The sequence below is a fragment of the Paenibacillus sp. JT31N7 genome (genome assembly GCF_059692095.1).
This window is the reverse complement of the sequence record NZ_JCAUAT010000003.1, coordinates 549,243-572,016: the sequence shown is the minus strand read 5'-3', so window position 1 is coordinate 572,016 and position 22,774 is coordinate 549,243. Positions and strand designations below refer to the sequence as shown.

Annotated in this window: 23 protein-coding genes; 4 read left to right on the top strand and 19 right to left on the bottom strand. The window is 55.9% G+C overall.

Features of this window, described 5'->3' with window-relative positions:
* Nucleotides 1-301: 301 nt before the first annotated feature.
* Nucleotides 302-1,768, top strand: coding sequence for an NAD-dependent succinate-semialdehyde dehydrogenase (locus AC58P5_RS17230; RefSeq protein WP_497388565.1), 1,467 nt, complete (start codon nucleotides 302-304; stop codon nucleotides 1,766-1,768).
* A 144-nt stretch (nucleotides 1,769-1,912) separates the two neighbouring features.
* Here the strand turns inward: AC58P5_RS17230 and AC58P5_RS17225 are convergent, their stop codons facing one another.
* The 9 genes from AC58P5_RS17225 to AC58P5_RS17185 form a co-directional block, all read right to left on the bottom strand.
* On the bottom strand, nucleotides 1,913-2,404 hold the full coding sequence (locus AC58P5_RS17225; protein WP_497388563.1) for a hypothetical protein: 492 nt from the start codon (nucleotides 2,402-2,404) through the stop codon (nucleotides 1,913-1,915).
* A 122-nt stretch (nucleotides 2,405-2,526) separates the two neighbouring features.
* Nucleotides 2,527-3,480 (bottom strand): alpha/beta fold hydrolase, encoded by a 954-nt coding sequence (locus AC58P5_RS17220; RefSeq protein WP_497388561.1) that lies wholly within the window; start codon nucleotides 3,478-3,480, stop codon nucleotides 2,527-2,529.
* Nucleotides 3,481-3,518: 38 nt separating this feature from the next.
* On the bottom strand, nucleotides 3,519-4,826 hold the full coding sequence (locus AC58P5_RS17215; RefSeq protein WP_497388559.1) for an NCS2 family permease: 1,308 nt from the start codon (nucleotides 4,824-4,826) through the stop codon (nucleotides 3,519-3,521).
* A 222-nt stretch (nucleotides 4,827-5,048) separates the two neighbouring features.
* Nucleotides 5,049-5,270 (bottom strand): YezD family protein, encoded by a 222-nt coding sequence (locus AC58P5_RS17210; protein ID WP_497388557.1) that lies wholly within the window; start codon nucleotides 5,268-5,270, stop codon nucleotides 5,049-5,051.
* A 25-nt stretch (nucleotides 5,271-5,295) separates the two neighbouring features.
* Entirely contained in the window at nucleotides 5,296-6,129 is an 834-nt protein-coding gene (locus AC58P5_RS17205) for an alpha/beta hydrolase family protein (protein ID WP_497388555.1), read from the bottom strand.
* 42 nt (nucleotides 6,130-6,171) lie between these two features.
* The gene (locus AC58P5_RS17200) at nucleotides 6,172-7,227 is read right to left on the bottom strand and encodes a sulfate/molybdate ABC transporter ATP-binding protein (RefSeq protein WP_497388553.1); all 1,056 of its coding nucleotides are present in this window, start codon (nucleotides 7,225-7,227) and stop codon (nucleotides 6,172-6,174) included.
* Between the two features lie 3 nt (nucleotides 7,228-7,230).
* Nucleotides 7,231-8,142: a sulfate ABC transporter permease subunit CysW gene (gene cysW / locus AC58P5_RS17195; protein ID WP_497388551.1), complete on the bottom strand. Its 912-nt coding sequence runs from the start codon at nucleotides 8,140-8,142 to the stop codon at nucleotides 7,231-7,233.
* 22 nt (nucleotides 8,143-8,164) lie between these two features.
* On the bottom strand, nucleotides 8,165-8,998 hold the full coding sequence (gene cysT / locus AC58P5_RS17190) for a sulfate ABC transporter permease subunit CysT (RefSeq protein WP_497388549.1): 834 nt from the start codon (nucleotides 8,996-8,998) through the stop codon (nucleotides 8,165-8,167).
* A 69-nt stretch (nucleotides 8,999-9,067) separates the two neighbouring features.
* On the bottom strand, nucleotides 9,068-10,162 hold the full coding sequence (locus AC58P5_RS17185) for a sulfate ABC transporter substrate-binding protein (protein ID WP_497388547.1): 1,095 nt from the start codon (nucleotides 10,160-10,162) through the stop codon (nucleotides 9,068-9,070).
* A 327-nt stretch (nucleotides 10,163-10,489) separates the two neighbouring features.
* On the opposite strand from AC58P5_RS17185, the gene AC58P5_RS17180 reads away from it, so the two are divergent.
* Nucleotides 10,490-10,687, top strand: a complete 198-nt coding sequence (locus AC58P5_RS17180) for a hypothetical protein (RefSeq protein ID WP_009672458.1) — start codon at nucleotides 10,490-10,492, stop codon at nucleotides 10,685-10,687.
* A 393-nt stretch (nucleotides 10,688-11,080) separates the two neighbouring features.
* On the opposite strand, the gene AC58P5_RS17175 is transcribed toward AC58P5_RS17180, so the two are convergent.
* The 7 genes from AC58P5_RS17175 to AC58P5_RS17145 form a co-directional block, all read right to left on the bottom strand.
* Nucleotides 11,081-11,866, bottom strand: a complete 786-nt coding sequence (locus AC58P5_RS17175) for a TIGR00266 family protein (protein WP_497388545.1) — start codon at nucleotides 11,864-11,866, stop codon at nucleotides 11,081-11,083.
* A gap of 129 nt (nucleotides 11,867-11,995) precedes the next feature.
* On the bottom strand, nucleotides 11,996-12,475 hold the full coding sequence (locus tag AC58P5_RS17170) for an acyl-CoA thioesterase (protein WP_497388543.1): 480 nt from the start codon (nucleotides 12,473-12,475) through the stop codon (nucleotides 11,996-11,998).
* Between the two features lie 110 nt (nucleotides 12,476-12,585).
* Nucleotides 12,586-13,767, bottom strand: coding sequence for a formate-dependent phosphoribosylglycinamide formyltransferase (gene purT, locus AC58P5_RS17165; protein ID WP_497388541.1), 1,182 nt, complete (start codon nucleotides 13,765-13,767; stop codon nucleotides 12,586-12,588).
* A 138-nt stretch (nucleotides 13,768-13,905) separates the two neighbouring features.
* On the bottom strand, nucleotides 13,906-15,885 hold the full coding sequence (locus AC58P5_RS17160; RefSeq protein WP_497388539.1) for a vWA domain-containing protein: 1,980 nt from the start codon (nucleotides 15,883-15,885) through the stop codon (nucleotides 13,906-13,908).
* A 2-nt stretch (nucleotides 15,886-15,887) separates the two neighbouring features.
* Nucleotides 15,888-16,799 (bottom strand): AAA family ATPase, encoded by a 912-nt coding sequence (locus AC58P5_RS17155; RefSeq protein ID WP_497388537.1) that lies wholly within the window; start codon nucleotides 16,797-16,799, stop codon nucleotides 15,888-15,890.
* A 304-nt stretch (nucleotides 16,800-17,103) separates the two neighbouring features.
* Entirely contained in the window at nucleotides 17,104-17,307 is a 204-nt protein-coding gene (locus AC58P5_RS17150) for a hypothetical protein (RefSeq protein ID WP_497388535.1), read from the bottom strand.
* Nucleotides 17,300-17,461 (bottom strand): hypothetical protein, encoded by a 162-nt coding sequence (locus AC58P5_RS17145; protein WP_497388533.1) that lies wholly within the window; start codon nucleotides 17,459-17,461, stop codon nucleotides 17,300-17,302. Before AC58P5_RS17145 ends, AC58P5_RS17150 begins: the two co-directional genes overlap by 8 nt.
* A 320-nt stretch (nucleotides 17,462-17,781) precedes the next feature.
* Between AC58P5_RS17145 and AC58P5_RS17140 the strand changes: the two genes are divergently transcribed.
* Complete coding sequence (locus AC58P5_RS17140) at nucleotides 17,782-18,456, top strand: stalk domain-containing protein (protein WP_497388531.1); 675 nt, start codon at nucleotides 17,782-17,784, stop codon at nucleotides 18,454-18,456.
* A 148-nt stretch (nucleotides 18,457-18,604) separates the two neighbouring features.
* On the opposite strand, the gene AC58P5_RS17135 is transcribed toward AC58P5_RS17140, so the two are convergent.
* Genes AC58P5_RS17135 through AC58P5_RS17125 form a run of 3 tightly spaced genes read right to left on the bottom strand, consistent with a single transcriptional unit; the run spans nucleotide 18,605 to nucleotide 20,848 of the window.
* Nucleotides 18,605-19,075: a hypothetical protein gene (locus AC58P5_RS17135; RefSeq protein ID WP_497388529.1), complete on the bottom strand. Its 471-nt coding sequence runs from the start codon at nucleotides 19,073-19,075 to the stop codon at nucleotides 18,605-18,607.
* Nucleotides 19,065-19,745 (bottom strand): trimeric intracellular cation channel family protein, encoded by a 681-nt coding sequence (locus AC58P5_RS17130; RefSeq protein ID WP_497388527.1) that lies wholly within the window; start codon nucleotides 19,743-19,745, stop codon nucleotides 19,065-19,067. The genes AC58P5_RS17135 and AC58P5_RS17130 overlap by 11 nt, the downstream gene beginning before the upstream one ends.
* Nucleotides 19,746-19,765: 20 nt before the next feature.
* Nucleotides 19,766-20,848, bottom strand: coding sequence for a Gfo/Idh/MocA family protein (locus AC58P5_RS17125; protein ID WP_497388525.1), 1,083 nt, complete (start codon nucleotides 20,846-20,848; stop codon nucleotides 19,766-19,768).
* 269 nt (nucleotides 20,849-21,117) lie between these two features.
* On the opposite strand from AC58P5_RS17125, the gene AC58P5_RS17120 reads away from it, so the two are divergent.
* Nucleotides 21,118-22,638 carry an N-acyl-D-glucosamine 2-epimerase gene (locus AC58P5_RS17120; RefSeq protein ID WP_497388523.1) on the top strand — a complete coding sequence of 507 codons (1,521 nt, stop codon included), beginning with the start codon at nucleotides 21,118-21,120 and terminating at the stop codon, nucleotides 22,636-22,638.
* Nucleotides 22,639-22,774 lie beyond the last annotated feature (136 nt).

Genomic DNA, 22,774 nt, shown 5'->3' with positions numbered 1-22,774 from the left:
TATGTGGAAAGGAACAGGCGCTGTTGATAAAATCCCCTGACGGGCCATGGGATGGAAAAGGCGCTTTTTCTACCGGCTGTCTTATGTGAGAGCATGCCCAAGCGCTGAATTAGAAGCCGCAGGAGGCCCGGTGTGCGATCGGCTTTTGGAAGGGGTATAATAAAGGATACCGGTTAGCGTATAATAGGCCGGCTTGCACCTGGTGTTAGCTATGTATACTTTTGATGTGCCGCTTTACAGACAAGGCGGACTGCGCTTTTTATTATTCACGTTTTTTGCTTCACATAAGGAGGAGATTTTCATGACAACAACGACTTCCGGCAGCACTTCCGAACGCTGGCTGAATTATGTGAACGGCCAATGGATTCAAGCGGGCAGCGGCAAAACGATTCCGGTCGTTAATCCTTCCACTCTGCGCGAGATTGCGACCGTACCGGATTCGGGAGAAGTCGAAACGAAGGCCGCTATCGAGGCGGCCCATACCGCTTTTCAGTCCTGGAGCACCTTATCCGCTTACGAGCGTTCCGATATACTGATGCGCTGGTATCACCTGCTTATGCAGCATCAGGAAGGACTCGCCAAAACGATGACAGCCGAACAGGGCAAGCCGCTATCCGAAGCCAAAGGCGAAATCGCTTATGCGGCCAGCTTCATATCCTGGTATGCCGAGGAAGCCAAGCGGCTTTACGGAGACATCATCCCGGCTACCAGCTCGGGCAAGCGGATGTTTGTCCTTCGTCAGCCTGTCGGTGTCGTGGCTGCGATCACGCCTTGGAATTTCCCCGCCGCCATGATTACGCGCAAGGTTGGTCCGGCGCTCGCGGCAGGCTGCACCTGCATCGTCAAGCCGGCGGAGCAGACGCCGTTAACGGCGCTGTACATGGCCAAGCTGGCCGAAGAAGCAGGGATACCCGCCGGGGTACTTAACATCGTGACCGGAGAAGCCTCCGTGATCGGCGATACGCTGTTTGCGGACTCCCGGGTAGCGAAAGTGACGTTCACCGGATCGACGGAGGTCGGCAAGCACATCATGCGCGCTTCCGCCGATACGATGAAGAAAATATCGCTGGAGCTGGGAGGTCACGCCCCGGTGATCGTGCTCGACGATGCCGACGCGGAGCTTGCCGCCGAGCAGACCTTGCTGTCGAAATTCCGCAATGCCGGACAAACCTGCGTCTGCGCCAACCGGATTTACGTCCAGAAGGGTATCCGCGAAACGTTTGAGAACTTGCTGGCGGACAAAATCCGGGCCCTGAAAGTCGGCGACGGCTTGGACCCCGACTCCGCAATCGGGCCCGTCATCGACGAAGACGGCCTGAGCAAGATTCAAAAGCATGTGACGGATGCCGTCGAACGCGGAGCAACCGTGATTACGGGCGGCAGCCGGAAGGAAGTGCCTGAGCATGCCGGCTACTTTTTTGAACCGACTCTGCTCACGGGCGTAGATAGCTCCATGCTGATCATGAAGGAAGAGACGTTCGGGCCCGTCGCGCCGATCGTGGAATTTACCGATCCGGACGATGCCGTCCGGCAGGCGAACGATTCTCCGTACGGGCTCGCGTCCTACGTGTTTACCTCCAACCTGAACCACGCCATCCGGCTCGCCGAACGGCTTCAGTACGGCATCGTCGGTATAAACGACGGCCTGCCTTCTTCCGCACAGGCCCCGTTCGGAGGCATGAAAGAAAGCGGCCTTGGCCGGGAAGGCGGCAAATACGGGATCGAGGAATACGTAGAGATCAAATACATCTCCCTCGGCCTTTACTGAATGAAGGGCGGACAAATGTCTTTCGCCTAAAATAAAACGTCCTGCAGCGACCTTGATTTCATCGGTCATCTGCAGGACGTTTTTTACCTTGCTTTTTACAAAATCAGCAATACCGTGTTAGACGACCGTGCACGGCCCCCCATCTCATACCCTGGAAATCTTCCCTCTTCCCGCGCCCGCCGTCTCAGATCCTTCCGGCCTCTCTTCGAAATACCGCATGACCTGATCCTTCAGGATGGCAAAATCTTTCTCCTTGCAGGAGAGGCGCACAGGGTCCAATGCGCCTGCAACAATAATATGGATCACAGGGCCGTTTCCTTCCGTAATTTCGTACGTGATCAGCCTGCCGCGCTCGTAAAATTTCGTCCCGACTTTAAGCCCTTCCGTACCTAAATAAAACCTTTTGACCCATTCCAGATAGAAAATGAAGCCGCATGATGCGGCAAACCACAATCCCTGCTGCCCTATCAAAAGAGCAAGGATAAGCATGCTGGCAGCAAAAAACCAAAAATCGAGGGGATGCATCTGTCCCTTCGCCACGACAACGCCTACCTTCTTATAAGCCTGCCGAGCTTTATACGACTTCCAGACCACGAGCCCCAACAAAAGCAATCCCACTACCGTGCTGGTCACCATTATGAAGATCACATCCCCGCTTAGATGTCTTCATGATACCTTTATTTGGTATATTTGTTAACCCTTAATTATGCAGTCCGCGTCTAAAAAAATAAGACCGCTTTCGCGGTCCAGGCTGCTCGTTATGATGTAGCAGGCTCTTTACTCATGCCTCGGGAAGCATCAAGCCAGCTTATCAAGTCTTCCATCACTTCTTCGCGGTTCACTTCGTTCAAAATCTCGTGACGCTTGTTCTCATACAGCTTGCATTCCACCTGCTCCAGCCCCAGTTTGCGGTACAAAGCCGCAAGACGCCTCACGCCCTTGCCCTGCCCGCCGACGGGATCTTTATCTCCGGCCATAAGCAGGACCGGAAGGTTTTTCGGGATGCTCCGCATATGACGTTTCAGATGAATATCGGACAGATGGATAAAAAAGTCTTTAAAAAATCCCGTTGTGCAAATGTACCCGCAAAGCGGATCTTTTACGAATTTATCGACCTCCGCCTCATCCGTGCTCAGCCAGTCGAACTCCGTCCGGTTCGGGCGGAAAGGCCGGTTGAAGCTGCCGAGCGCCATGTGGCTCAGGAAGCTGCTGCGGGCGCGGTCACCGCTGCGGGAGACGAGCATTTTTGCCAGAAGTATACCCGCTTTCAAAATCGCGCCCTTCGGTCCGTTCGTCCCGAGAAGAGCCACGCCTTCATAAAGCTGCGGAGCCCGGTACATGACTTTCTGGGAAAGAAACGAGCCCATGCTGTGCCCGACCAGATACAGAGGCAGGCCGCTTCGCTCCTCCTGTATCCGTCTGCCGAGATCGATCATATCGTCCGTCATGCCTGCAAACCCGTCCGGGCCCGGGTATCCCAGGTCGTTCATATGGCCGGCCGTTCTTCCATGCCCCCTGTGGTCGTTGGCGTAGACGATATAACCACGGGCCGTGAGCCTTTCCGCCAGCCGCTTGTAGCGAAACGCGTGTTCCGCCATGCCGTGCGCAATCTGCACGACGCCCCGAAGGGGAGTGTCCCGTTCCGGCTCCCACCGATACACAGCGACAGGCGTATCCGTCTCTTCATTTAAGTGAAAATGTGTTTCTTTCATCCGATCACCCTTGTTTTACGGTTTGAGCAGTACAGGGTTCAGCCGTGGAAAAATCCGATCTGCACAATAAACAGCGCAGCGAATATGTAAAGCACAGGATGGATTTCCTTGAACCGTCCCCGGGCCGCCTTCAGTATAATGTAAAAAATAAACCCGATTCCGATGCTCGTCGATACACTGTACGTCAGCGGCATCGTAACAAGAACGAGAAAAGCGGGGAAAGATTCTTCGAAATCTTTCCAGTCGATATGCAGCAGATCGGTAATCATATAATACCCGACCACAATAAGTGCGGGCGCCGTGACCGACGGCAGATTAGCCAGCGTTTCCGCTACGGGGGCCAGAAAAGACGTGGCGGTCAGCAGCGCGCAAGTGACGACCGCCGTTAAGCCCGTCCTTCCCCCTGCGGCTATTCCCGAGCCCGACTCGATCAGCGTCGTAACCGGGCTTGTCCCCATTACGGCACCGGCCGTAACGCCGGCTGCGTTCGCCATAAGCGCGCTTCTGGAACGGGGGAAAACGCCGTTTTTCATGAGCCCCGCCTGCTCCGCCAAGCTCACAAGCGTTCCGGTCGTATCAAACACCGAGATCAGCAGAAACGTGAATGTGACGGCAAACAGGCCCTGCTCGAATACCCCTTTCACGTCCATCTGCATAAACGTTCCCGTCATGGTTCCGGGCCAGGCAAACCAGTGGTCCGGTAAAATTAGCAGCCCCATCAGCCAGCCCATCGCCGCCGTCAGCAGCATCCCTATAAAAAGCGCCGCACGGACGCGGTACGACATCAAGATCAGCGTCAGCACAAGTCCGATAACGGACAGCAGCGCTGCCGGTTCGTGCAGGCTTCCGAACGTGACGAGCGTATCCGGGGAAGCCACGATCAGCTTGGCGTTTTGCAGCCCTACAAAACAAATAAACAAACCCGTACCGGCTGTAATCGCATATTTTAACGAGGCCGGAATGGATTCGATCAACAACCGGCCGTGCCGGCTGAGTGAAATCAGCATAAATAGAAGTCCGGCCAAAAATACGGAGCCCAGCGCTACCTGCCAGGATACCCCCGCTCCCTGGACGACGCCGAAGGCAAAGAACGCATTAATGCCCATGCCGGGAGCTATGACAATCGGGTAGTTGCCCGCCAGCGCGATGATCAGGGTCGAAAAAATGGTCGTCAGGATCGTTGCGATGAAAACCGCCTGAAAATCCATACCGGATGCGCTTAAAATGCCCGGATTCACGATCACCACGAACGCCATCGTCATAAAAGTCGTGCATCCCGCCAGCACTTCCGTCCCGATCGTCGTCTGGCGTTCTTTTAACTTAAACCACGCTTCTGCCTTGTCCAATCAATTCCAGTCCTTTCCTTGCCGCTAATCAAGAATTGTATCATGGATTGAGATAGACTTCACGCTGAATTTATTTTTCATTCTTGAATGGCACGGCAGATTCCGATTTTTATATTTACATTATTTCCCACATGCTATTGTTTCAAGCCTTTAGACGAAAAAGACCCGCTATCCCTATGGATAACAGGTCTTCATTAAGTACAAGGTTCAGGAAAAAGGAAGCTATCCCCGGCCGTCGCTGGCTTTGCGTTCGATATGCAGCTTGGCTTCGGTGCCGGCCGCGCTCCGTTTCGTCTCATTGTCGAAACGTTTCCGTTCCGTCCGCTCGATTTGAGCGACCCGGCCGTCATGAATAATGATTTGAACGGTTCCGTACTCCAATCCGTTAATGCTTTGAATGATCCGGTCAATCCAGACTTCATTCAGTTCAACAGGTTTGGCCATAATTCTCATCCTCTCTACCCTCGATTCAAATCATCCAATCGTACCATTCTTTTTTACGCTTCTGCAGGTCTACCAGCCAAGCGGACGTTTTGCCTATTAAAGTAAAGGTGGCGTCACGGTTCGAGAACGTATGGTCGGCCTGGAAAATGAGTTCCAGATCGCAGCGTCCGTCCGCGCGGAGCCAGAACATTTTTTGATAAAGCGGGGCATAATCTACGGGTATATCTTCGTCCGCCGTGCCGTGTGCGATGAGAACATCTCCCCCGAATTTGCGCAGCTGCTCGAACGGTTGATGCATGGAGAGAGAGTCGAAAAAAGCCGGGGTAAGCAGATACCCCTGATAATCGATGCCTTTGTCCGGCTCCAGCTGTCGATAAGCTTCCTTGCCTACAATTCTGACAATATCATTGTGCGGGTGGGCTACGGCCGACCACATCACCAGTGTCCGTACACGGTGGTCGGATGCGGCGGTAAGCAGGGCGACCGCGCCGCCGAGGCTGTGGCCCAGCAGCGTAACGCTGCCGGGATCCACGCAGTCCAGGCTGAGCGCATAATCCAGCACCCGGCGCGTCTGGGCGATCATCGGATCGAGTCCTCCCGCTCCGTAGTCGCCGGTGCTTTCGCCGCAGCCGCCGTAATCGAAGCGGAGTACCATGTACCCTTGGCTGCTCAAAGCCCGCGCCGTCTTGACGAACAGCCGGTCGACGCCGATCCGGTTGCCGATAAAGCCGTGGCAGATAACGACAACCGGCCATTTGCCGGCCCCTCCTCGGCAGTCGGAGCCCTCCCCGTCCGTCGGATAGTGCAGCGTAGCCGCCAGTTCCAAGTCCCCGCTCGGGATTGTGATGTGATGTTCCATAGCCCTAGTCCTTTCTGCAAGTGCGCTTCTGTGAGGTCCGGATCAGATATGAACCGGCATGGGATCGTTTTTTAAAGCATTTTCAACGGTTCTTGTCTGATTGCCGTCGAAGATGTACAGGCGGTGGACCAGAACGTGGACATGGTCCCCCGTTTCCAGCTGGGGCAGTTCCAGCGAGCGGTAACCTACCAGGCGGTAAGGTCCGCTCTCCACTTCGATCTGCCAGTTCGAACCGCGGAAATACGTGCTTCTGACTATGGCTTCCGCGGACGCCGTCTGACGGCTGATTTCACCGGGCAGCCCGATCTCCACGAATTCGGGCCGGACGATAGCGGGCGCCTCGCCCGCTTCCGCGAACCCGATCAGGGAGCCGGCTTCCTCCAGCGGCGAAGATTCGCCGATAAAGGAAGCGACGAACGGAGTCAGCGGTTCGCGGTAAATGTCGATCGGCGAACCTTTCTGCTCGATCCGGCCTTTGTTCACGATCATGATTTCGTCGGCCACCTCGACCGCTTCTTCCTGGTCGTGGGTGACGAAGATCGTCGTGATGCCGACGCGGGAAATCATTTCCCGCAGCCAGCTGCGCAGCTCCTTGCGGACTTTCGCGTCAATTGCCGCGAACGGTTCATCCAGCAGGAGCAGCTGAGGCTCGGGAGCGAGCGCCCGGGCGAAAGCCACCCGCTGGCGCTGGCCGCCGGAAAGCTGGTGCGGCAGCCGCTTCTCGAGACCCGCCAGGCCGGTCAGCTGCAGCAGCTCATGGACGCGGGTGCTTATCTCCGCTTTGCCGCGCTTCTGCACCTGGAGGCCGAAAGCGATGTTGTCGAATACGGACATGTGCTTGAACAGCGCATAGTTCTGGAAAACAAACCCGATATGGCGTTCCTGCGGCATAAGGGCATTCACCTTTTCGCCGTGGAACAGAATCTCTCCCGAATCGGGCGACTCCAGTCCGGCAAGCATCCGGAGGATCGTCGTTTTGCCTCCTCCGCTCGGGCCCAGAAGTCCGATCAGCTTGCCCTGCTCAATGTCGAACGAAATATTTTTGGCGGCTTCGTAAGAGCCGAACGACTTGTTAATTCCTCTTACACTGATATGCATGTGTTAACTCCCCTCCGTTGCCTGGTTTGAGCCGGAATCGGCATGCTGCCGGTTGGACTGGTGGAACTTCCATTCGGCCAGACTTTTCACGATCAGCGTCAGCACGGCCAGCATAACGAGCAGGGAAGCAACCGCAAATGCAGCCGAAAATTGATATTCGTTGTATAAAATCTCGATATGGAGCGGAACGGTATTCGTCTTGCCCCGGATATGGCCCGAGACGACCGAGACGGCGCCGAACTCCCCCATCGCTCTCGCATTACATAAAATGATTCCGTACAGCAGGCCCCACTTGATGTTGGGTAGGGTCACTTTCCAGAAAATGCGCCAGCCTTTGGCGCCGAGTGTGGCCGCCGCTTCTTCCTCCTGCGTGCCCTGAGCCTGCATAAGCGGGATCAGTTCCCTGGCAACGAACGGGAAGGTGATGAACACGGTCGCGAGCACGATGCCCGGCAGGGCAAACACGATCTTGAGATCGTGATCGGCCAGCCACGGGCCGAACCAGCCTTTCGTCCCGAACAGCAGGATAAACATGAGACCGGCAATAACGGGCGAAATGGCGAACGGAAGGTCGATCAGCGTAACCAGCACGTTCTTGCCGCGGAATTTAAACTTCGTGATCGCCCAGGCGGCCGCCACGCCGAACACCACGTTCAGCGGAACGGCAATCGCCGCTGTCGTCAGCGTCAGCCGGATGGCCGCCCAAGCCTCCTTCTGGGTCAGGGCCGCCAGATAGACCTCGGTGCCCTTTTTGAACGCCTGGATAAAAATCGTCACAAGCGGCAGCACCAGAAGCAGGGCAAGGAACAGCAGGGCTCCCCCGATCAAAAGCCATTGGACGGCCCTGGGCTCGGTGATATGCTTCGCGGGTTCCGAGGAAGGCCCGCTCAAGTTTGCAGCTACATTGCCTGCCATGTCGCTTCAGCTCCTTTCGCGGTCATCCGCTCACCCGCCGGTTGGATTTCATCTGCAGCGCGTTGGTGACGAGCAGCAGCACGAACGAGATGATCAGCATGACCAGAGCTATGGCTGTCGCCCCGGCATAGTCGTACTGCTCGAGCTTCGTCATGATGAGCAGCGGCGTAATCTCCGTCTTCATCGGCATGTTGCCGGAGATGAAGACGACGGAGCCGTACTCGCCGATCGCCCGGGCGAAGGCGAGGGTAAACCCCGCCAGCAGCGCAGGCACCAGCTGCGGGAAAATGACGCGGCGGAACGTACGCCAGCGTGAAGCGCCGAGGCTCACGGCGGCCTCTTCCGTTTCGTGCTCCAGCTCCTGCAGCACAGGCTGCACGGTGCGGACCACGAACGGAAGCCCGATAAACGTGAGCGCGATGATGATGCCAAGCGGCGAATACGCCGCCTTGATGCCGAGCGGAGCGAGCAGGCTGCCGACCCAGCCGTTGTCGGCATACAGGCTTGTCAGCGCGATGCCGGCAACGGCCGTCGGGAGCGCGAAGGGCATGTCGACCAGCGCGTCGACGAATCTTTTGCCGGGAAAGCGGTAGCGCACAAGCACCCAGGCCACGAGCAGGCCGAATACGGTATTGACCAGCGCCGCGGCCAGAGAAGCGCCGAAGCTGAGCTTGTAAGAAGCGACCACCCGTTCATCGGTGACTGCCTGCCAGAACTGCTCAAAGGTCAGCCCCGTCGTTTTCCACACGACCGCGGAAAGCGGGAAAAGCACGAGCAGGCTCAAGTAAAGCACCGTAAAGCCCATAGACAAGCCGAACCCGGGTAAAATACGTTTCGTTTTGTTTCGTCTTCCCATTGCGAACACGTCCCCTTGATCGCAGACCGAGTGGTGCCGGTTTGTACCGTCGCACCCGGGCACGCAGTTTTATTTCGGTTTGTAAATCTGGTCGAATACGCCGCCGTCGGCGAAGTGTGTTTTCTGGACTTTGGCCCAGCCGCCGAATTCGGGATCGTCGATTTTAAACAGGTTCACTTGCTTGAATTGATTTTCGTACTGCTTCGCAACGGATTCCAGACGCGGCCGGTAGTAATTTTTCGCGGCGATTTTCTGTCCTTCTTCCGTGTACAGGTAGTCCAGATAAGCCTGGGCCACTTCTTTCGTGCCTTTCTTATCGGCGTTCTTGTCGACCACGGCTACCGGGGGTTCCGCCAGCACGCTGATCGAAGGTGTCACGATTTCGAATTTATCCTTGCCCAGCTCGTTAAGCGACAGATAGGCTTCGTTCTCCCAGGCGATCAGAACGTCGCCGAGGCCTCTTTCCACGAAGGTGGTCGTTGAATCGCGTGCTCCCGTTCCGAGTACGGGCGCATTTTTGAACAATTGGGTCACGAATTCCTTGGCTTTGGCCTCGTCGTTATTGTTTTTCTTGAGCGCGTAGCCCCAGGCCGCTACGTAGTTCCAGCGCGCTCCGCCGGAAGTTTTCGGGTTGGGGGTGATGACGGATACGCCGGGCTTGATGAGATCGTCCCAGTCCTTGATCCCTTTCGGATTGCCTTTGCGTACGAGAAATACGATCGTGGAGGTGTAAGGAGTGCTGTTATCTTTTAATTCCGTTTCCCAGCCTTTATCAATAAGACCCGCCGCTTGAACCTGATCGATATCGTAAGCCAGCGCAAGCGTAACCACGTCCGCTTCCAGTCCGTCGATGACCGAACGGGCCTGTTTGCCCGAACCGCCGTGAGACTGGCTGACCGTTACGGTCTGGCCTTTCTTTTCTTTCCAGTACTTAATGAAGGCTTCGTTGTACGCCTGGTACAGTTCTCTCGTCGGGTCATAAGATACATTAAGCAGTTCGACCGATTTTGGTGCGGAGCCGCCGTTATCCGTTCCCGTTTTCGTAGATGTTGTCTCGTTTCCTCCGCCGCAAGCGGTCAACCCGGTGAGCAGCGAAGTCAGGGCAAGGACGGAAACCGTGCGTCCGAGAACCCTTTTGAAAGAATGCGATTGTAAAGCAGCCATGTACATATACCCCTTTCGAATTTGGCACCTCGTTGTCTATCTTTTCACATTCCCTACTGAACTTTTTCTTCGCGTCTCCGGTGATCCGGTGGACAAAATAAACAAATCCTATAAGTTTAGTAAGAATTATTTATACATCAATATAGCATCGCCTATAAATCGTGTCAATACGTTTTTTTGCAAAATATGTAAGTGCCTGTCCGCCCCTCCCCGGGAAAAAAATCCCCCGTTTCAAACGCACTTCCAGCGTGTAAGAAAGGCGTGGGAGTTATCTTGCAAACAGACGTCAAGCTTTGAAATCACTTGTTTCATGGAGGTCAAAGAAAGATGAACAACAACTTAACCGCAGACGCCGAACGCGTTTTAATCGTTTATTTGAATAATGACATCGTCGTGGAAAATGTACCGGGAGAAGTCGATGTGGACTCCTATCTCGACGAACAGGATTACGACGCACGTCAGGTCGAGCTGATTTCGATGGGCGAGTTTAACGAGCGCCTGGATCAAATGCTGCTTCATTACTAATCATTCGTACCGTCAAATGATGCGCGGCAGCGTAAAAACAGAAGCCCCCGGGCTTTTCACATAAAAAGGCAGTTCCTTTCATAAGAAAGGAACTGCCTTTTTCAATGTGTATGCGCAGGTTGGCTGGTTGGAAACGAACTCGGCGCCGGAATCTCCTGATGGTTTCGCCGCCGCCTGTCACGGAGCGCGGTTGCAGATGCCGGGTGATTCCCGTCCAAACCGCCGCTAACGGCTTAGCCGGCATCCGTTCCTGCTTATATATCACGCATACGCAGCCCTGCAACGAAGTCCTAAGCCCGCCGGCGTCAGAAACTTATCCCCTGCCGGACAGCTCGCCCGAACGCCAGCGACCGCAGCTCAGCATTATCCGAGCCTCTCCATGAGACGAACCCTCTAGCGGCCTTGGAACAGATTGCCGAGGCCCCCGAGCACGCTGCCTTCTTCCTTGCCGCGGACGGCTCCGCTCATCACTCTTTCGGCCAGGCGGCTGAACGGCAGCGACTGCAGCCATACTTTGCCCGGTCCTCTCAGTGTGACGAAGAACAGCCCTTCGCCTCCGAAGACGGCCGTTTTGATGCCTTTTACGAACTCGATGTCATATTGCACGTCCGGCGTCATCGCAACGAAGCAGCCCGTATCGACGCGAAGCACCTCACCCGGCTGAAGCTCGCGCTCCAGAATAGAACCGCAGGCGTGCACGAAGCCCAGTCCGTCGCCTTCCAGCTTCTGCATAATGAAGCCTTCGCCTCCGAAGAAGCCCGCGCCCAGCTTGCGCTGCAGCTCGATACCGATGGATACGCCTTTGGCCGCGCACAGGAACGAGTCCTTCTGGCAGATGAGCTTGCCGCCCAGCGCCTGCAGATCCATCGGAATAATTTTGCCCGGATACGGAGCGGCGAAAGTGACGTGCTCTTTGCCCCGCCCGTTGTTCGTGTAGACGGTCATAAACAAGCTTTCGCCGGTAAGCAGCCGCTTGCCCGCACCCATCAGCTTGCCCATCAGACCGCGGCCGCCACCGCCGCCCGATCCGTCGCCGAAAATCGTTTCCATTCCGATATTGCCTTCCATCATCATCATGCTGCCGGCTTCGGCGATGACGCTTTCCTGCGGGTCAAGCTCAATTTCCACGTACTGCATTTCATTGCCGTGTATAATGTAATCAATTTCGTGAGCGTTCAAGCACAAGCACTCCTCTGTTCATTGGGATAGGAACCGACATCATTAACGTATACCTTTACCTGTTGGTACGGTGCTGACGGACACCGGTTCCGCTTCCGCTCAAAAAAATTTAAGCTCGCCTAAGGCTCATCAATCGTCTTCCCGTTCCGCTTTGCGTTTCCTGCGCGCCTCATAGCGAGCCGGAGCGGATTCGTACAAGCGCGTTTCCCGTTCCGTCTCAGGTATGACCGCAGGGACGGGAGTCGGCCGGCCTTCGTCATCCAGGGCCACGAACGTGATAAAGGAAGTGGCGGTAGTCCGCCGTTCGCCGGTAAACATATTTTCGGCCACCACACGCACGTAAACCTCCATAGAACTCCGGTGCGTCCAGGATACGAATGCTTCCAGCTCGATGGCTTCCCCCAGATGCACGGGAGACAAGAAGTCTAGGCTGTCGCTTGAAGCCGTTACGACGCCGCGACGGCAGTGGCGCATGCTTGCGATTGTCGCGATCTTGTCGATATATTCCATAATTTTGCCGCCGAAAACCGTCCCGTGATAGTTCGTATCCAGCGGAAAAATAACCTCCGTCATAATGGAGCGGGAGATGCTCGTCGGTTTCGCTTCCATAGGGGTCAAAGCCTCCTTCTCGTCGGCCGGAGCGGAAGCCGGTAAACTTCGGCCCCGGTCCGTCCTTTTCCGTGACGCTAATCTGCCTGTCCCAACTTGCGCGTCTGGCTTTATTCCCCGTAGCGGATAAAAAGCTTGCCCGCCGCTTCGGCGGCCATCGCTCTGGCCGTTTCCGTATCCGATGCGGCGGCAAGGGCAACTGCCATCCGGCGGCCCGGCTTCGTTTCCGGCTTGCCGAAAATCCGCACCTGGACATCCGGTACCGCTAGCGCCTCTTCCAGCCCGACGATTTCGAAATCGGTGCTGCCGCGATCCGCCTTCAGCGTATGGGAAGCGCCAGGCGTAAGCAGGCGGATTTGCGGTATCGGCAGCCCGAGAATCGCTCTGGCGTGGAGCGCGAATTCGGACAGGTCCTGCGTCGCCATCGTGACCATGCCCGTATCGTGCGGACGCGGCGAAACCTCGCTGAAGTATACGCCCTCGCTCGTGAGGAACAATTCGACGCCGAATATTCCGTAACCGCCGAGCGCATCGGTGATCGTCCGCGCCATCTGTTCGGCTTCCGCGATTTGGGCCTCGCTCATCGCGTGCGGCTGCCACGATTCGATATAGTCGCCTTCCTTCTGCACATGACCGATCGGAGCGCAGAAGGAGGTGCCGCTTACCGAGCGGACGGTGAGCAGCGTAATTTCGGATTCGAACGTGACGAACGCTTCGACGATGACACGGGCTTTTTTCGCCCGGCCGCCTTCCAGCGCCGTATTCCAGCAGGCCTCGATATCCGCTTCGGACCGGCATACGCTCTGGCCCTTGCCCGACGAACTCATGATGGGCTTAATGACGCAGGGCGTACCGATTTCCGCGACCGCGGCATGAAGCTCGTCCAGCGTGTCCGCAAAGGCGTATTTCGCCGTGCGCAGACCGAGCTCCTCGGCAGCCATCCTGCGGATGCCTTCCCGGTCCATCGTCAGACGTGATGCGTTGGCGGTCGGAATGACGCGGTAGCCTTCCTTCTCCAGCTCGACAAGCTCCTGAGTGGCGATCGCTTCAATCTCGGGCACAATCAGATGGGGCCGCTCCCGCTCGATGAGCTCACGAAGCGACTTCCTGTCCAGCATGTCGATCACATAGCTGCGGTGCGCCACCTGCATGGCAGGCGCGTGATCGTAGCGGTCGACCGCGATCGTTTCGATCCCGAGCCGCTGCGCCTCCAGAACGACTTCTTTGCCAAGCTCCCCCGAACCGAGCAGCATAATTTTCTTCGATTTCCCTGATAGCGGTGCTCCAAACATACGGTGTCCTCTCCCCTGAGTGCAGTAGTGTGCCTCTATATTTTGTCGGCTTGCGGTTAGGCAAGTATTCCTATGGGTGATAACGTTCATGACGGCAGGCGCCTAAAATAGCCGACCGGCTATTCGGGATGGCGCCCTTTACCCGCCGCTGCGCAAAAGCAGCTTGCGCAGCAGCGGAGCGAGATGCTCCGGCAGCTCGGCGGCGTGCGGAACCACGATCCCGTGCCGGCCGTAAATGTTGCGCATCGTGCTGCGCTGCGTTTCGTGCACGTCGCCGCTGGCGAGGAAGACGCTGATCACGTCGATCCCGAGCCTGCGGCATTCCAGGACGGCTTCGTACGTGTCGAGGATGCCGTCCTCCTGGTATTCGGCGGCGGAAGGCTCGCCGTCGGAGAAGACAAGCAGCACGCGCTGCTTCTCCGGCCGCCGCAGCAGCCGCCGGGCGGCGTGACGGATCGCGAATCCGTCACGGTTGTCCTGCTGCGGCTCCAGCTGCAGCAGAGCGGCGCCGCTCCGCGGAGCCGAGGACGAGCCGAAGTCGATGACCGTGTGAAACACGTTCGGCGCTTCTTCGGCCGTGACCCGCTCCGCGTCTTCCCAGAAGCCCGTCACCTCGTGCGGGATGCGCAGAGTCCGGAGCGTCTCGTGAACGAGCGAGATGCCCAGCTTCGTCTCTTCCATCTTATCGTACATGGAAGCGGAGCAATCGACAAGAAGCGAGAAGGCCGCATCGAGCTCGGGCGCGGGGTTTTGCTTCTTGGTGAAGAGCCGCGGCGCTTTGTCCGTCACGTAGCGCAGCAGCTGCCTGCGGCCGAGCCGCCCGTAGAGCAGGTCGCTCCGCGGGGCGACCCGCTTGCGCTCCAGCGTCAGCCTCACCGTGCGGGTCAGCTGCCTCGTCAGCGGCTCCACCGCACGGACCGCTTCGCGGTAAGCGTCTTCCTCCGCCGGGGTAGGCCTGCGCGGGGCTTGAAACTCGGCGGCAGCGCGCAGCCCGGAAGGCCCGTCTCCGCTTCCCGCGGAAGCCGCGGACGGCAGGAACGGCGCGCTGCTGTCAGGCGGCGGCTCGGACGACTTCCGCTCGGAAGCGGCGGAACGCCCGCGCGCGGCTGCCGTAGCCTCGTCGGCCGAGTCGTCCCCGGGCCTTGCCGCGGCGCCGCTGAATCGTGCGGTCCTCGTGCCCCGTTCGAGCGACTGCCTCAGCGCTTCCCCGGCGGTGCTCCGCGTCTCCCTGTGCCACATGGACTGGCGCTCGCTTCTGCGGTCTTCGTCCCGCCGGGGGCTAAGCCGCTCCGCATCGTCATTCGCGAGGCGCTTCGCCTTCTTGCCGGCGGGGTGTTCGCCGCGCTTCAAGGGCGCATCCGTGCCGCTTCCGGCCTGGACCGAGAAATAGGCCTCCGCCGCATCCCGCTCCAGCCGGTATTCCAGATGCTCCAGCATATGAAGGCACAGCCGGGCGTTTTCTCCCGTCGTCTCCGCCGTTTCGGCCTCTTCCAGCAGCGGCTGAACGAGCCGGAGCAGTTCCTCTATACGCTTCGCCGGAGCAGAAGCTTCCGTGTCAGAACTCCCCGTCCTGTCATCCGCTTCCTTATAAAGCGCCTGCACGTCCGCCCCTTTAAACCACAAATAAACGGAAACGAACAGGGCGTCCGCAAACTCATTCCGGGCAAGATGTGTTTTAAATTTATGCGTGAAATATCCCTTATACACGTCCGCTCTTTCCTCGAACACAGCTGCGGTACCGGGACGGATGCGCCGGCAGATTTGTTCCAGCCGCAAGTCCTCGCAGAGGGCAAACAGCTCTATGCCCAGTCTGGAGAGCGGCGATTCCGTAACGGACTCCAGAAACGCTTCGGTATCCCGTCTTCCCGAATACCACGCGCTTCCTAGCGCGCGGAGATAGACGTCGCTTTTCATTCCCGCTTCCCGCTGCGCCGGTTTCCAGTCCCGCCAGAACTGGCTGACCGTCAGCAGCGCCTTGCCTTCCTCATAATGGGAATGAAAAGCGAGCTGAAGCTCCAGATCCCCGTTCCGGGTAAAGGTCCGGGCCAGATCGACAAGCTGCATGAGCATAAAGGCTTCCAGCCGGTTATCGAGCAGATTCAGCTTCCCGACGAACATAACTAAAAGAGCGTCTCCGCCACGTTGCGCACGGCAGCCCTTTCGCGTTCGTCTTCCAGCTTGGCGGTAATTGCCCGTTCAACGGCTCTCCGTGGAGGCATGAACGCGGCGAGATCGCATGCATCCAGCAAAGCGCGGATGGAGGCCGCTTCGTCGGACAACTGGCCCATCTGCACGAGAGCGAGCAAATCGGCGGACAAAGCCGCAAATGCTTTTAGAAGCCGGTTATCCCGCAGAACCGTACGTTCCGTCAGCAGACTGAGGAGCGCTTCTCCTTGCAGGTAGGGGACGTCGACGGCCACGAAACGGTTTTTCAGCGCTTCGTTAAGCGGCACGGTCCCGATGTATCCTTCGTTAATCGCCGCAATGACGCGGAAATCTTCATGGGCCGTGACCGTCTCGCCCGTAAACGGATTGGTCAGCGTTCTCCGGTGGTCGAGAACTCCGTTAATAAGCGGCAGCGTCTCGGGCTTAGCCATATTCACTTCATCTATGTAGAGGATATGCCCGGCTTTCATGGCGCTAATGACCGGCCCCGGCACAAATTCAATCGTCGTGCCTTCCCCGGAGCGGCTCAGGGTCTTGAACCCGAGCAAAGCTTCCGCGTCGAGATCCGTGGAACAATTGACACTGTGCATCGGCTGGCCCGTCAGAAAAGACAAGTGCTCGGCCAGCTTCGTTTTGCCGGAACCCGTCGGTCCTTTCAGCAAAAGAGGCTTGCCGAGCGCCATAGCGATGATCGCATCTGTGAGCACTTCGGGCTGTGCGGGGACAAATCCCGGTTTTCCGATTAAATGGAGCTGTTCCTCGGCCAGCCGGCCGGAATCAATCCGGCTGCGCAGGGTAAGGAGACGGTTTGTAATACTTTCTGGCAGTTCCCATTGCTGCATCATAGCGTCAGGTGTCCTATTCATCCGGCGTTCTTCCTTCCCGTGTTGCTTTCTCTCTTTTAACTATCTGCCAAAAGAACAAGCGGTGTCAAGTTCCCGGCTCCTCGATAAGCGCATACGGATAAAAATGCAGCTCATTTCCGCAGGAAGGACAACTCATATAAGACGGGATATCGTTAAGCATGAGCGCCATGGCATAGGAAGATTCATAATTAACTGCCCGGATAATATCCTGGGGATGCACATATGTACAAGAAGAAGATCCGCAGGTCGCGCGGACTTTATATGCGTTTGCCACTGGTAGCCTCATTTCCGGAGGACGCAGGCGTTAAGCCTTGTCCTCCCCTTGTTTGCGGTTGAAATCCAGATTCAAAATGACCGTAAACCGGTCCGGCTTTGTCGGCACGATCGACGCTATCTCGATATAAGAGGTGCCGAACTCATTTTCCGCCCGGTCCACGAGACTGTTCAGACTTTCGCTCAGCGTTGCGCTTTCATCCAATACGACTTCGGCAAAGTATTGTTTAATCATGCCTATTCTCCGTCCCCGGTTGTTCTTTTTCGTAAGCGATCAGGGTGATTGCTTCCCCTGTCTGTTCCTGCAATTTGCTTTCCAGGGTGCGGATTTCTTCGATCAGATCTTCTTTACCTTTCAATTCGGCAAACGTGTACCCGTTCGTTTTCATGTGATAAGCCTCCTGTCGGATGTCTTCCCGTTGAGTGTGATCCGGGCTTAAGCCGTACCGCTTCTTATTCTTTCCACGCCTGTTCTTTTTTAAAAGTAACCCCTTCCCCGTTGCCGGGCACCAATAAAAAAGCATCCTCCCAAGGACGCTCCCGTATAATTCGGGTATTCCGACCCTTAATAGGATAATAAATCGTGCTTATAATGTTAATTATCTGAAACTAATGTAAAAACTTGACATAAATAAAGTGAGCAACCGCCTGAATGGGTTTTCAACTCCCTTTTTCAGGTGACCTAATCCCAAAGAGGAGTGAGAATGATTTGAAGAAGAAACTAGCAGCAACCGCAATCGGTGCCGCCATGGTACTGAGTATGGGCACCGGAGTATTGGCCGGGGCCAATCTGCAGGAAATTAAAGCCTATCTGAACGGTTCCATTACGGTCAAATATAACGGTTCCCCTGTCCAACTGCAGGATGAGCAGGGAGCTGTCGTGCTTCCGATCACTTATGACGGCAACACCTATCTGCCTGTCCGGAGCATTGCCAAAACCTTGAATGTAGCCGTCAATTACGACGGAGCGACCAACACGGTCCTGTTAGGCGAGCAAGCGGAAGGGGTCGCACTGGCCAAGAGCTTCAGCGACTCGTCCTATCATACGAAAGATCCCAATTTGACTACATACAAGGGAAAGGACTACAAAGACGTTTATTTCGATAACGCAAAATCGAGCCGGGCCAGCAGTTTCATGCTGTATCCCAAAGGCAAATACCAGAAGCTCGTGCTCCAGGTAGCGGCGACCGGCAATGATATCGAAAGATTTTTCGTTCAAGACAGCGACAAAGATGTCTACCTGAAAACAACGACAATTGCCGTCGAAGAAGGCTTGAAGACCATTGTAGTCGATATTGCCGGTGTCGATAAACTTTTCGTTCATGCAGATATCATAGGAAATGGCGGATTGTTCGTCCCACTTACGACCTCGTATTTCAAATAATCCGATTTTATTCCGTGAAGATCTCCTTACGCTACAGTAAGGAGATCTTTTGGTTTCTGCCGTCCGCCGGCCTCTATCCATACGCGCCTCCCACGATCTTGGCGGCCAGCAAAAAAAGCGTCCCCGAGAGGGACGCTTACCGTAACGCTTATTTCAACTCATCGAGCTCGCGAAAAAGCCGCTTGACCGCTTCTTCGTCCACTTTGCCCGCCTGCTTCATTCGGAGAAGCCGTTCCCGGACTTCCCGGGCAAACTGTTCATCCGCGTCGGTATCCTCCGAGTAACCGGGATCAAACCAGATGTAGAACCCTTCGGGACCATTGCGCAAGAACGGCCGGTTCCAGGCGGCCGGGTACTCGTAAGGCTGATCCGAGAACAGGATTCCGAGAACATCGTCACTCTCCACGGGGAGGAGCTGATGAAACTGCTCTTCCTCGCCCGTACCCGAAATCTGCCGGTGTTTGTATGCATAATGTACGTAGTGCTCACCGGTTTCCTTGTCTTTGGACAAGGCATACATGTCCAGCTCGCTCTGTTTCAGATCTTTAACCGTTTGGAGTCTTTCCTGCAAAAGTTCGCCTGAAATTTTGGCATGGGCCGAGAAAGATTCAGCTGACATCGAACTCTCTCCTTTCTTCCTGCAAAGCGGGAGGGCGCTGTTTGTTCGGCACGTCATTTTGCTGCAGCAGCGTCCGGAGAGAACGGCGCGGAAGCTTCCATTTAAAGATAACCGAGAACATCCGGGATACGACGACGATCAGGAACAAAACAATCAGACCCAGCGGATTCTGGGGCCAGCCGATGCCGATAAGAAAGCCGGCCAGCATGGCCCAGACCGCGTAGATTTCATCTCTTAAAACGAGAGGCTTGCGCCCGGCCAGGAGATCGCGGATAACCCCGCCGCCGATTCCCGTGAGTACGGCCGCAACGATCGAGGCGCTTACAGGAAGCCCCTGATTGGACGCATAGAGCGCCCCCTGAATCGAGAAGGCCGCCAGACCGATGGCGTCGAAGAACGATTCCCAGGATTTCCATCGCTTAATCCAGGCAAGCGGAAATATAAAGACCAGTGTCATTGCGGCCAGCGCAATCGTGAACTGGAACCCCTGCTGCCAGAGCATCGTCACTTTCTCTCCGATCAGCAGGTTGCGGACAACCCCACCGCCAAATGCGGTTACAAAGCCCAGGACATAAACACCCAGGATATCATAATCCTCTTCCATAGCGACAATCGCGCCGCTGACGGCAAACGCGATCGTTCCGATTAAGCTTAACGCCATCCAATCCACTATTCTGCAGCTCCCCCGGGTTAGTTAGATAAATCCCAGTCCAGTTCAACCTCTTTGCCGGTACGGGACGATTCGTAGATTGCATTGAGAATCAAGTTGTTCGTGTAGCCCGACATGACGGATGTCATCGGTTCGCTTCCGGTCCGGATGCATTCCAGAAAATGCATGTTCATCAGGAGGCGAGGATCGGTCTGCTGCTCGGGCAGCTGTAGCTCCACGTCGATTTCCTTATCGAACATTTCCGCAAAAAGCTTGCCGTAGGAGCTTCCTCTCAAGGTGGCCCCGCCTTCCGTACCGAGAAGATGAATGTACGGCTGATTGTCCGTTTCGGTCAGTGCGGCCCAGCTAACGTCAAGTGTCAGCGTGCTCCCGTTGTCCATCTTGATCAGGGCCGTCGCCAAGTCTTCCACGTCATAACTGCCGCTCCAGTTCGGTTTGCCCCAGCTGCCGATTCCGCGGCGTTTGGGCCCGAATTCCGAATAGGTAGCTCCGAAGACGGAAACCGGACGGGGATTGCCCATCAGCGAAAGGGACAAATCCAGCATATGCACGCCGATATCGATCAGCGGCCCGCCGCCCGATTTGGACATCTGGGTAAACCATGTGCCCCAGCCCGGAATTCCTTTGCGGCGCAGCCAGCCCGTTTTGGCATGATAGATGTTACCGAGCTTGCCCCGCTGAACGAGCTCTTTTACCTGCATATTGAGCGGCTCCCAGCGGCGCTGATGCGAAATCATCAGAACTTTGCCGCTTTCGCGCTCAGCCAGGACGATTTCCTTAGCGGCCTTGACATCGATGGCCATCGGCTTCTCCAGCAGGACGTGTTTGCCGGCCTGAAGCGCTTTTACCGCAAGAGGCGCGTGCCATTCGTTCGATACGGCGATAACCACTGCATCTATGTCGGGATCATGGATCAAATCTTCACCATTTCCGTAAACTTTAGAGATCTGATGTTCTTTGGCCCGCGCTTCGGCAAGCGGAAGAAACACGTCAGCTACCGCGGCTACCGTAACGCCCGGGGTTTCAAGAAGCCCTAGTATGTGCACGTTACCGATATTGCCCGCGCCGATGACGCCTATTCTGATCTCATCATTGAGTGCCATTGTGCAAAACCCTCCGATATCACGTTAAAGTAAGTTCGGCTTTATTTTAACACAAATGAAGGACAGCATCAGCCTTCCGGCTATATTTTCAAAAAGGATTTCTCCAAGTGATTGTCCCAAGGAATAAAACGCTTTCTTTTTTTATATAAAGAATAATGAAGAATATTTTCTTCTATTTATTTAAAAAAGCGAACTATTTTATGGGAACACGGCTCATAAGACAGTCAACAAAATGCCCATCCTAACGGAAAGCAAGGAGGAATGACGACATGAACAGTCGGAAAAAGCACCGCCCCCGGCCAAGCAGCCGCAAGTGGGTCAAACCGTTTACGCTGATCATCCTGATGACACTTCTCGCCCAATTCTTGCCAGCCGTACCCGCACTCGCACAGGAAGGCTCCCAGGCCCCGCCCCTTCACTCCAAAGCCGCGGAAAAAAAACGCAAAGAAGCCGCCCTGAAAGGCCCTTCCATCCAGGTTGATCCCTCTTTTCCGTATTATCAGAACCGGACACCCGAAAGCATAGCCGATGAGCTTCTCCAGAACGGGTACAAAACGGTTCATTATTTTGTCGTCAACGAAAACGATGTAAACCGCACGTTTATCGAAGCCCTCCAGGCAAAAGGCATCGGAGTATGGGCGCTCGTCCTCGGTAACGGAAGCTACTCTACGGCACGCTTTCCGGCGGATTGGCCTTCGTGGCAGATGCAGCTGCTTAAGCCTTTGAACGACGGGTACTACCGTTTTTCTCCCCACAGCCCGGCCTATGTACAGTGGAAAAAGCAGGCGCTCGCCAAGCTCGTGCGCGATTATCCTTTTGACGGGATTGAGGTCGCCGAACCTTACTTTCCCGAATGGGACGGGATCAACCGGGGCGTGTACGGGGACGTCGGGTCTCTGGCGCAGAAGGCGTTCCGCGACAAAACGGGCCTGGAGATGCCGGATTTCACCGACGCCTCCTCGCCCCGCTATTTTTTAACCGACAAGGCGACATACCGGAAGTGGGTCGATTTCCGGGTGGAAGCCGTGAACGATTTCCTGAACGAGCTTATAAACGGGAAAGACGGAGTGCGGGAAGCCCGTCCGGGCATTCTGGTGGCGACCTGGTCTTTGGCCATAGATGCTGGTCCCGGCTCCTTTGACAAGCTGAGGGAACTGCAGGGCCTCGATGCCGCAGCCATGGTCGGCCGGGTTAAGCCGGACATCCATTTCCTTCAAACTCACTGGCCGGACTGGCTCAAACCGCAGGAGAGTCTTCCTCCCGATTACGTGAAGCCGTACAAGGTTTTTGCGGATAAAATCAAGGCGGAGCATCGGGGGCTTCCGCTCGGGGTTCAGGCGGATATCGGCTCGGCTCTGTTGATGGTTAAGGACGGCGGGTGGTTGAGCGCTTTTTCCGATTCCGTCCGCGCGCTCGGCTATTCCGCCTGGACCGCGTACGAATATCACCTGGGCGGTTATATGTACAAGGAAGCCCCGCTCCCCGGCAAAGCGCAGCGGCTTTCACCCACGGAAGTAAAGATACCGTTCCAGAAAAGAATCGACGAAGGCTCGTCGAAAGCCGAAGGAAACGTGACGGTTTCGGCAGGCACGGAGAGCTTTACGCTGAACCCCGGAGAAATCTCGGTAGATGGCAGCAACCTGCTTATCCGGTCGGCCCGCCTGCCCAAAAAAGAATTCCGGCTTACCCTGAACGGGATTACAGATACGCCGGCCTTCTGGTTTTATAACAAGACGCAAAAGCCCAACCTTATCGGACGGGATACGGTTGTAGACGTTCCTAAGCATTGACCGTTATGAATAAAAGGAACGAATAGTCGTCACAAGCATGCTTACATTTCTGCGGAAAAAGCAGGGAATACGTAAAAAGCAGAAAAATCCTGATCACGTTCGTGAAAACAGGATTTTTCTGCTTTTTAACGGATAT

Coding starts and splice junctions, on each gene's coding strand:
- AC58P5_RS17200 (WP_497388553.1), bottom strand. CDS start 7,227: ATGCATATCAGTGTAAGAGGAATTAACAAGTCGTTCGGCTCTTACGAA.
- AC58P5_RS17160 (WP_497388539.1), bottom strand. CDS start 15,885: ATGTTCGTCGGGAAGCTGAATCTGCTCGATAACCGGCTGGAAGCCTTT.
- AC58P5_RS17155 (WP_497388537.1), bottom strand. CDS start 16,799: ATGAATAGGACACCTGACGCTATGATGCAGCAATGGGAACTGCCAGAA.
- AC58P5_RS17225 (WP_497388563.1), bottom strand. CDS start 2,404: ATGGTGACCAGCACGGTAGTGGGATTGCTTTTGTTGGGGCTCGTGGTC.
- AC58P5_RS17220 (WP_497388561.1), bottom strand. CDS start 3,480: ATGAAAGAAACACATTTTCACTTAAATGAAGAGACGGATACGCCTGTC.
- AC58P5_RS17205 (WP_497388555.1), bottom strand. CDS start 6,129: ATGGAACATCACATCACAATCCCGAGCGGGGACTTGGAACTGGCGGCT.
- purT (WP_497388541.1), bottom strand. CDS start 13,767: ATGTTTGGAGCACCGCTATCAGGGAAATCGAAGAAAATTATGCTGCTC.
- AC58P5_RS17185 (WP_497388547.1), bottom strand. CDS start 10,162: ATGGCTGCTTTACAATCGCATTCTTTCAAAAGGGTTCTCGGACGCACG.
- AC58P5_RS17150 (WP_497388535.1), bottom strand. CDS start 17,307: ATGATTAAACAATACTTTGCCGAAGTCGTATTGGATGAAAGCGCAACG.
- AC58P5_RS17120 (WP_497388523.1), top strand. CDS start 21,118: ATGAACAGTCGGAAAAAGCACCGCCCCCGGCCAAGCAGCCGCAAGTGG.
- AC58P5_RS17145 (WP_497388533.1), bottom strand. CDS start 17,461: ATGAAAACGAACGGGTACACGTTTGCCGAATTGAAAGGTAAAGAAGAT.
- AC58P5_RS17125 (WP_497388525.1), bottom strand. CDS start 20,848: ATGGCACTCAATGATGAGATCAGAATAGGCGTCATCGGCGCGGGCAAT.
- AC58P5_RS17170 (WP_497388543.1), bottom strand. CDS start 12,475: ATGGAAGCGAAACCGACGAGCATCTCCCGCTCCATTATGACGGAGGTT.
- AC58P5_RS17210 (WP_497388557.1), bottom strand. CDS start 5,270: ATGGCCAAACCTGTTGAACTGAATGAAGTCTGGATTGACCGGATCATT.
- AC58P5_RS17135 (WP_497388529.1), bottom strand. CDS start 19,075: ATGTCAGCTGAATCTTTCTCGGCCCATGCCAAAATTTCAGGCGAACTT.
- cysT (WP_497388549.1), bottom strand. CDS start 8,998: ATGGGAAGACGAAACAAAACGAAACGTATTTTACCCGGGTTCGGCTTG.
- AC58P5_RS17230 (WP_497388565.1), top strand. CDS start 302: ATGACAACAACGACTTCCGGCAGCACTTCCGAACGCTGGCTGAATTAT.
- cysW (WP_497388551.1), bottom strand. CDS start 8,142: ATGGCAGGCAATGTAGCTGCAAACTTGAGCGGGCCTTCCTCGGAACCC.
- AC58P5_RS17180 (WP_009672458.1), top strand. CDS start 10,490: ATGAACAACAACTTAACCGCAGACGCCGAACGCGTTTTAATCGTTTAT.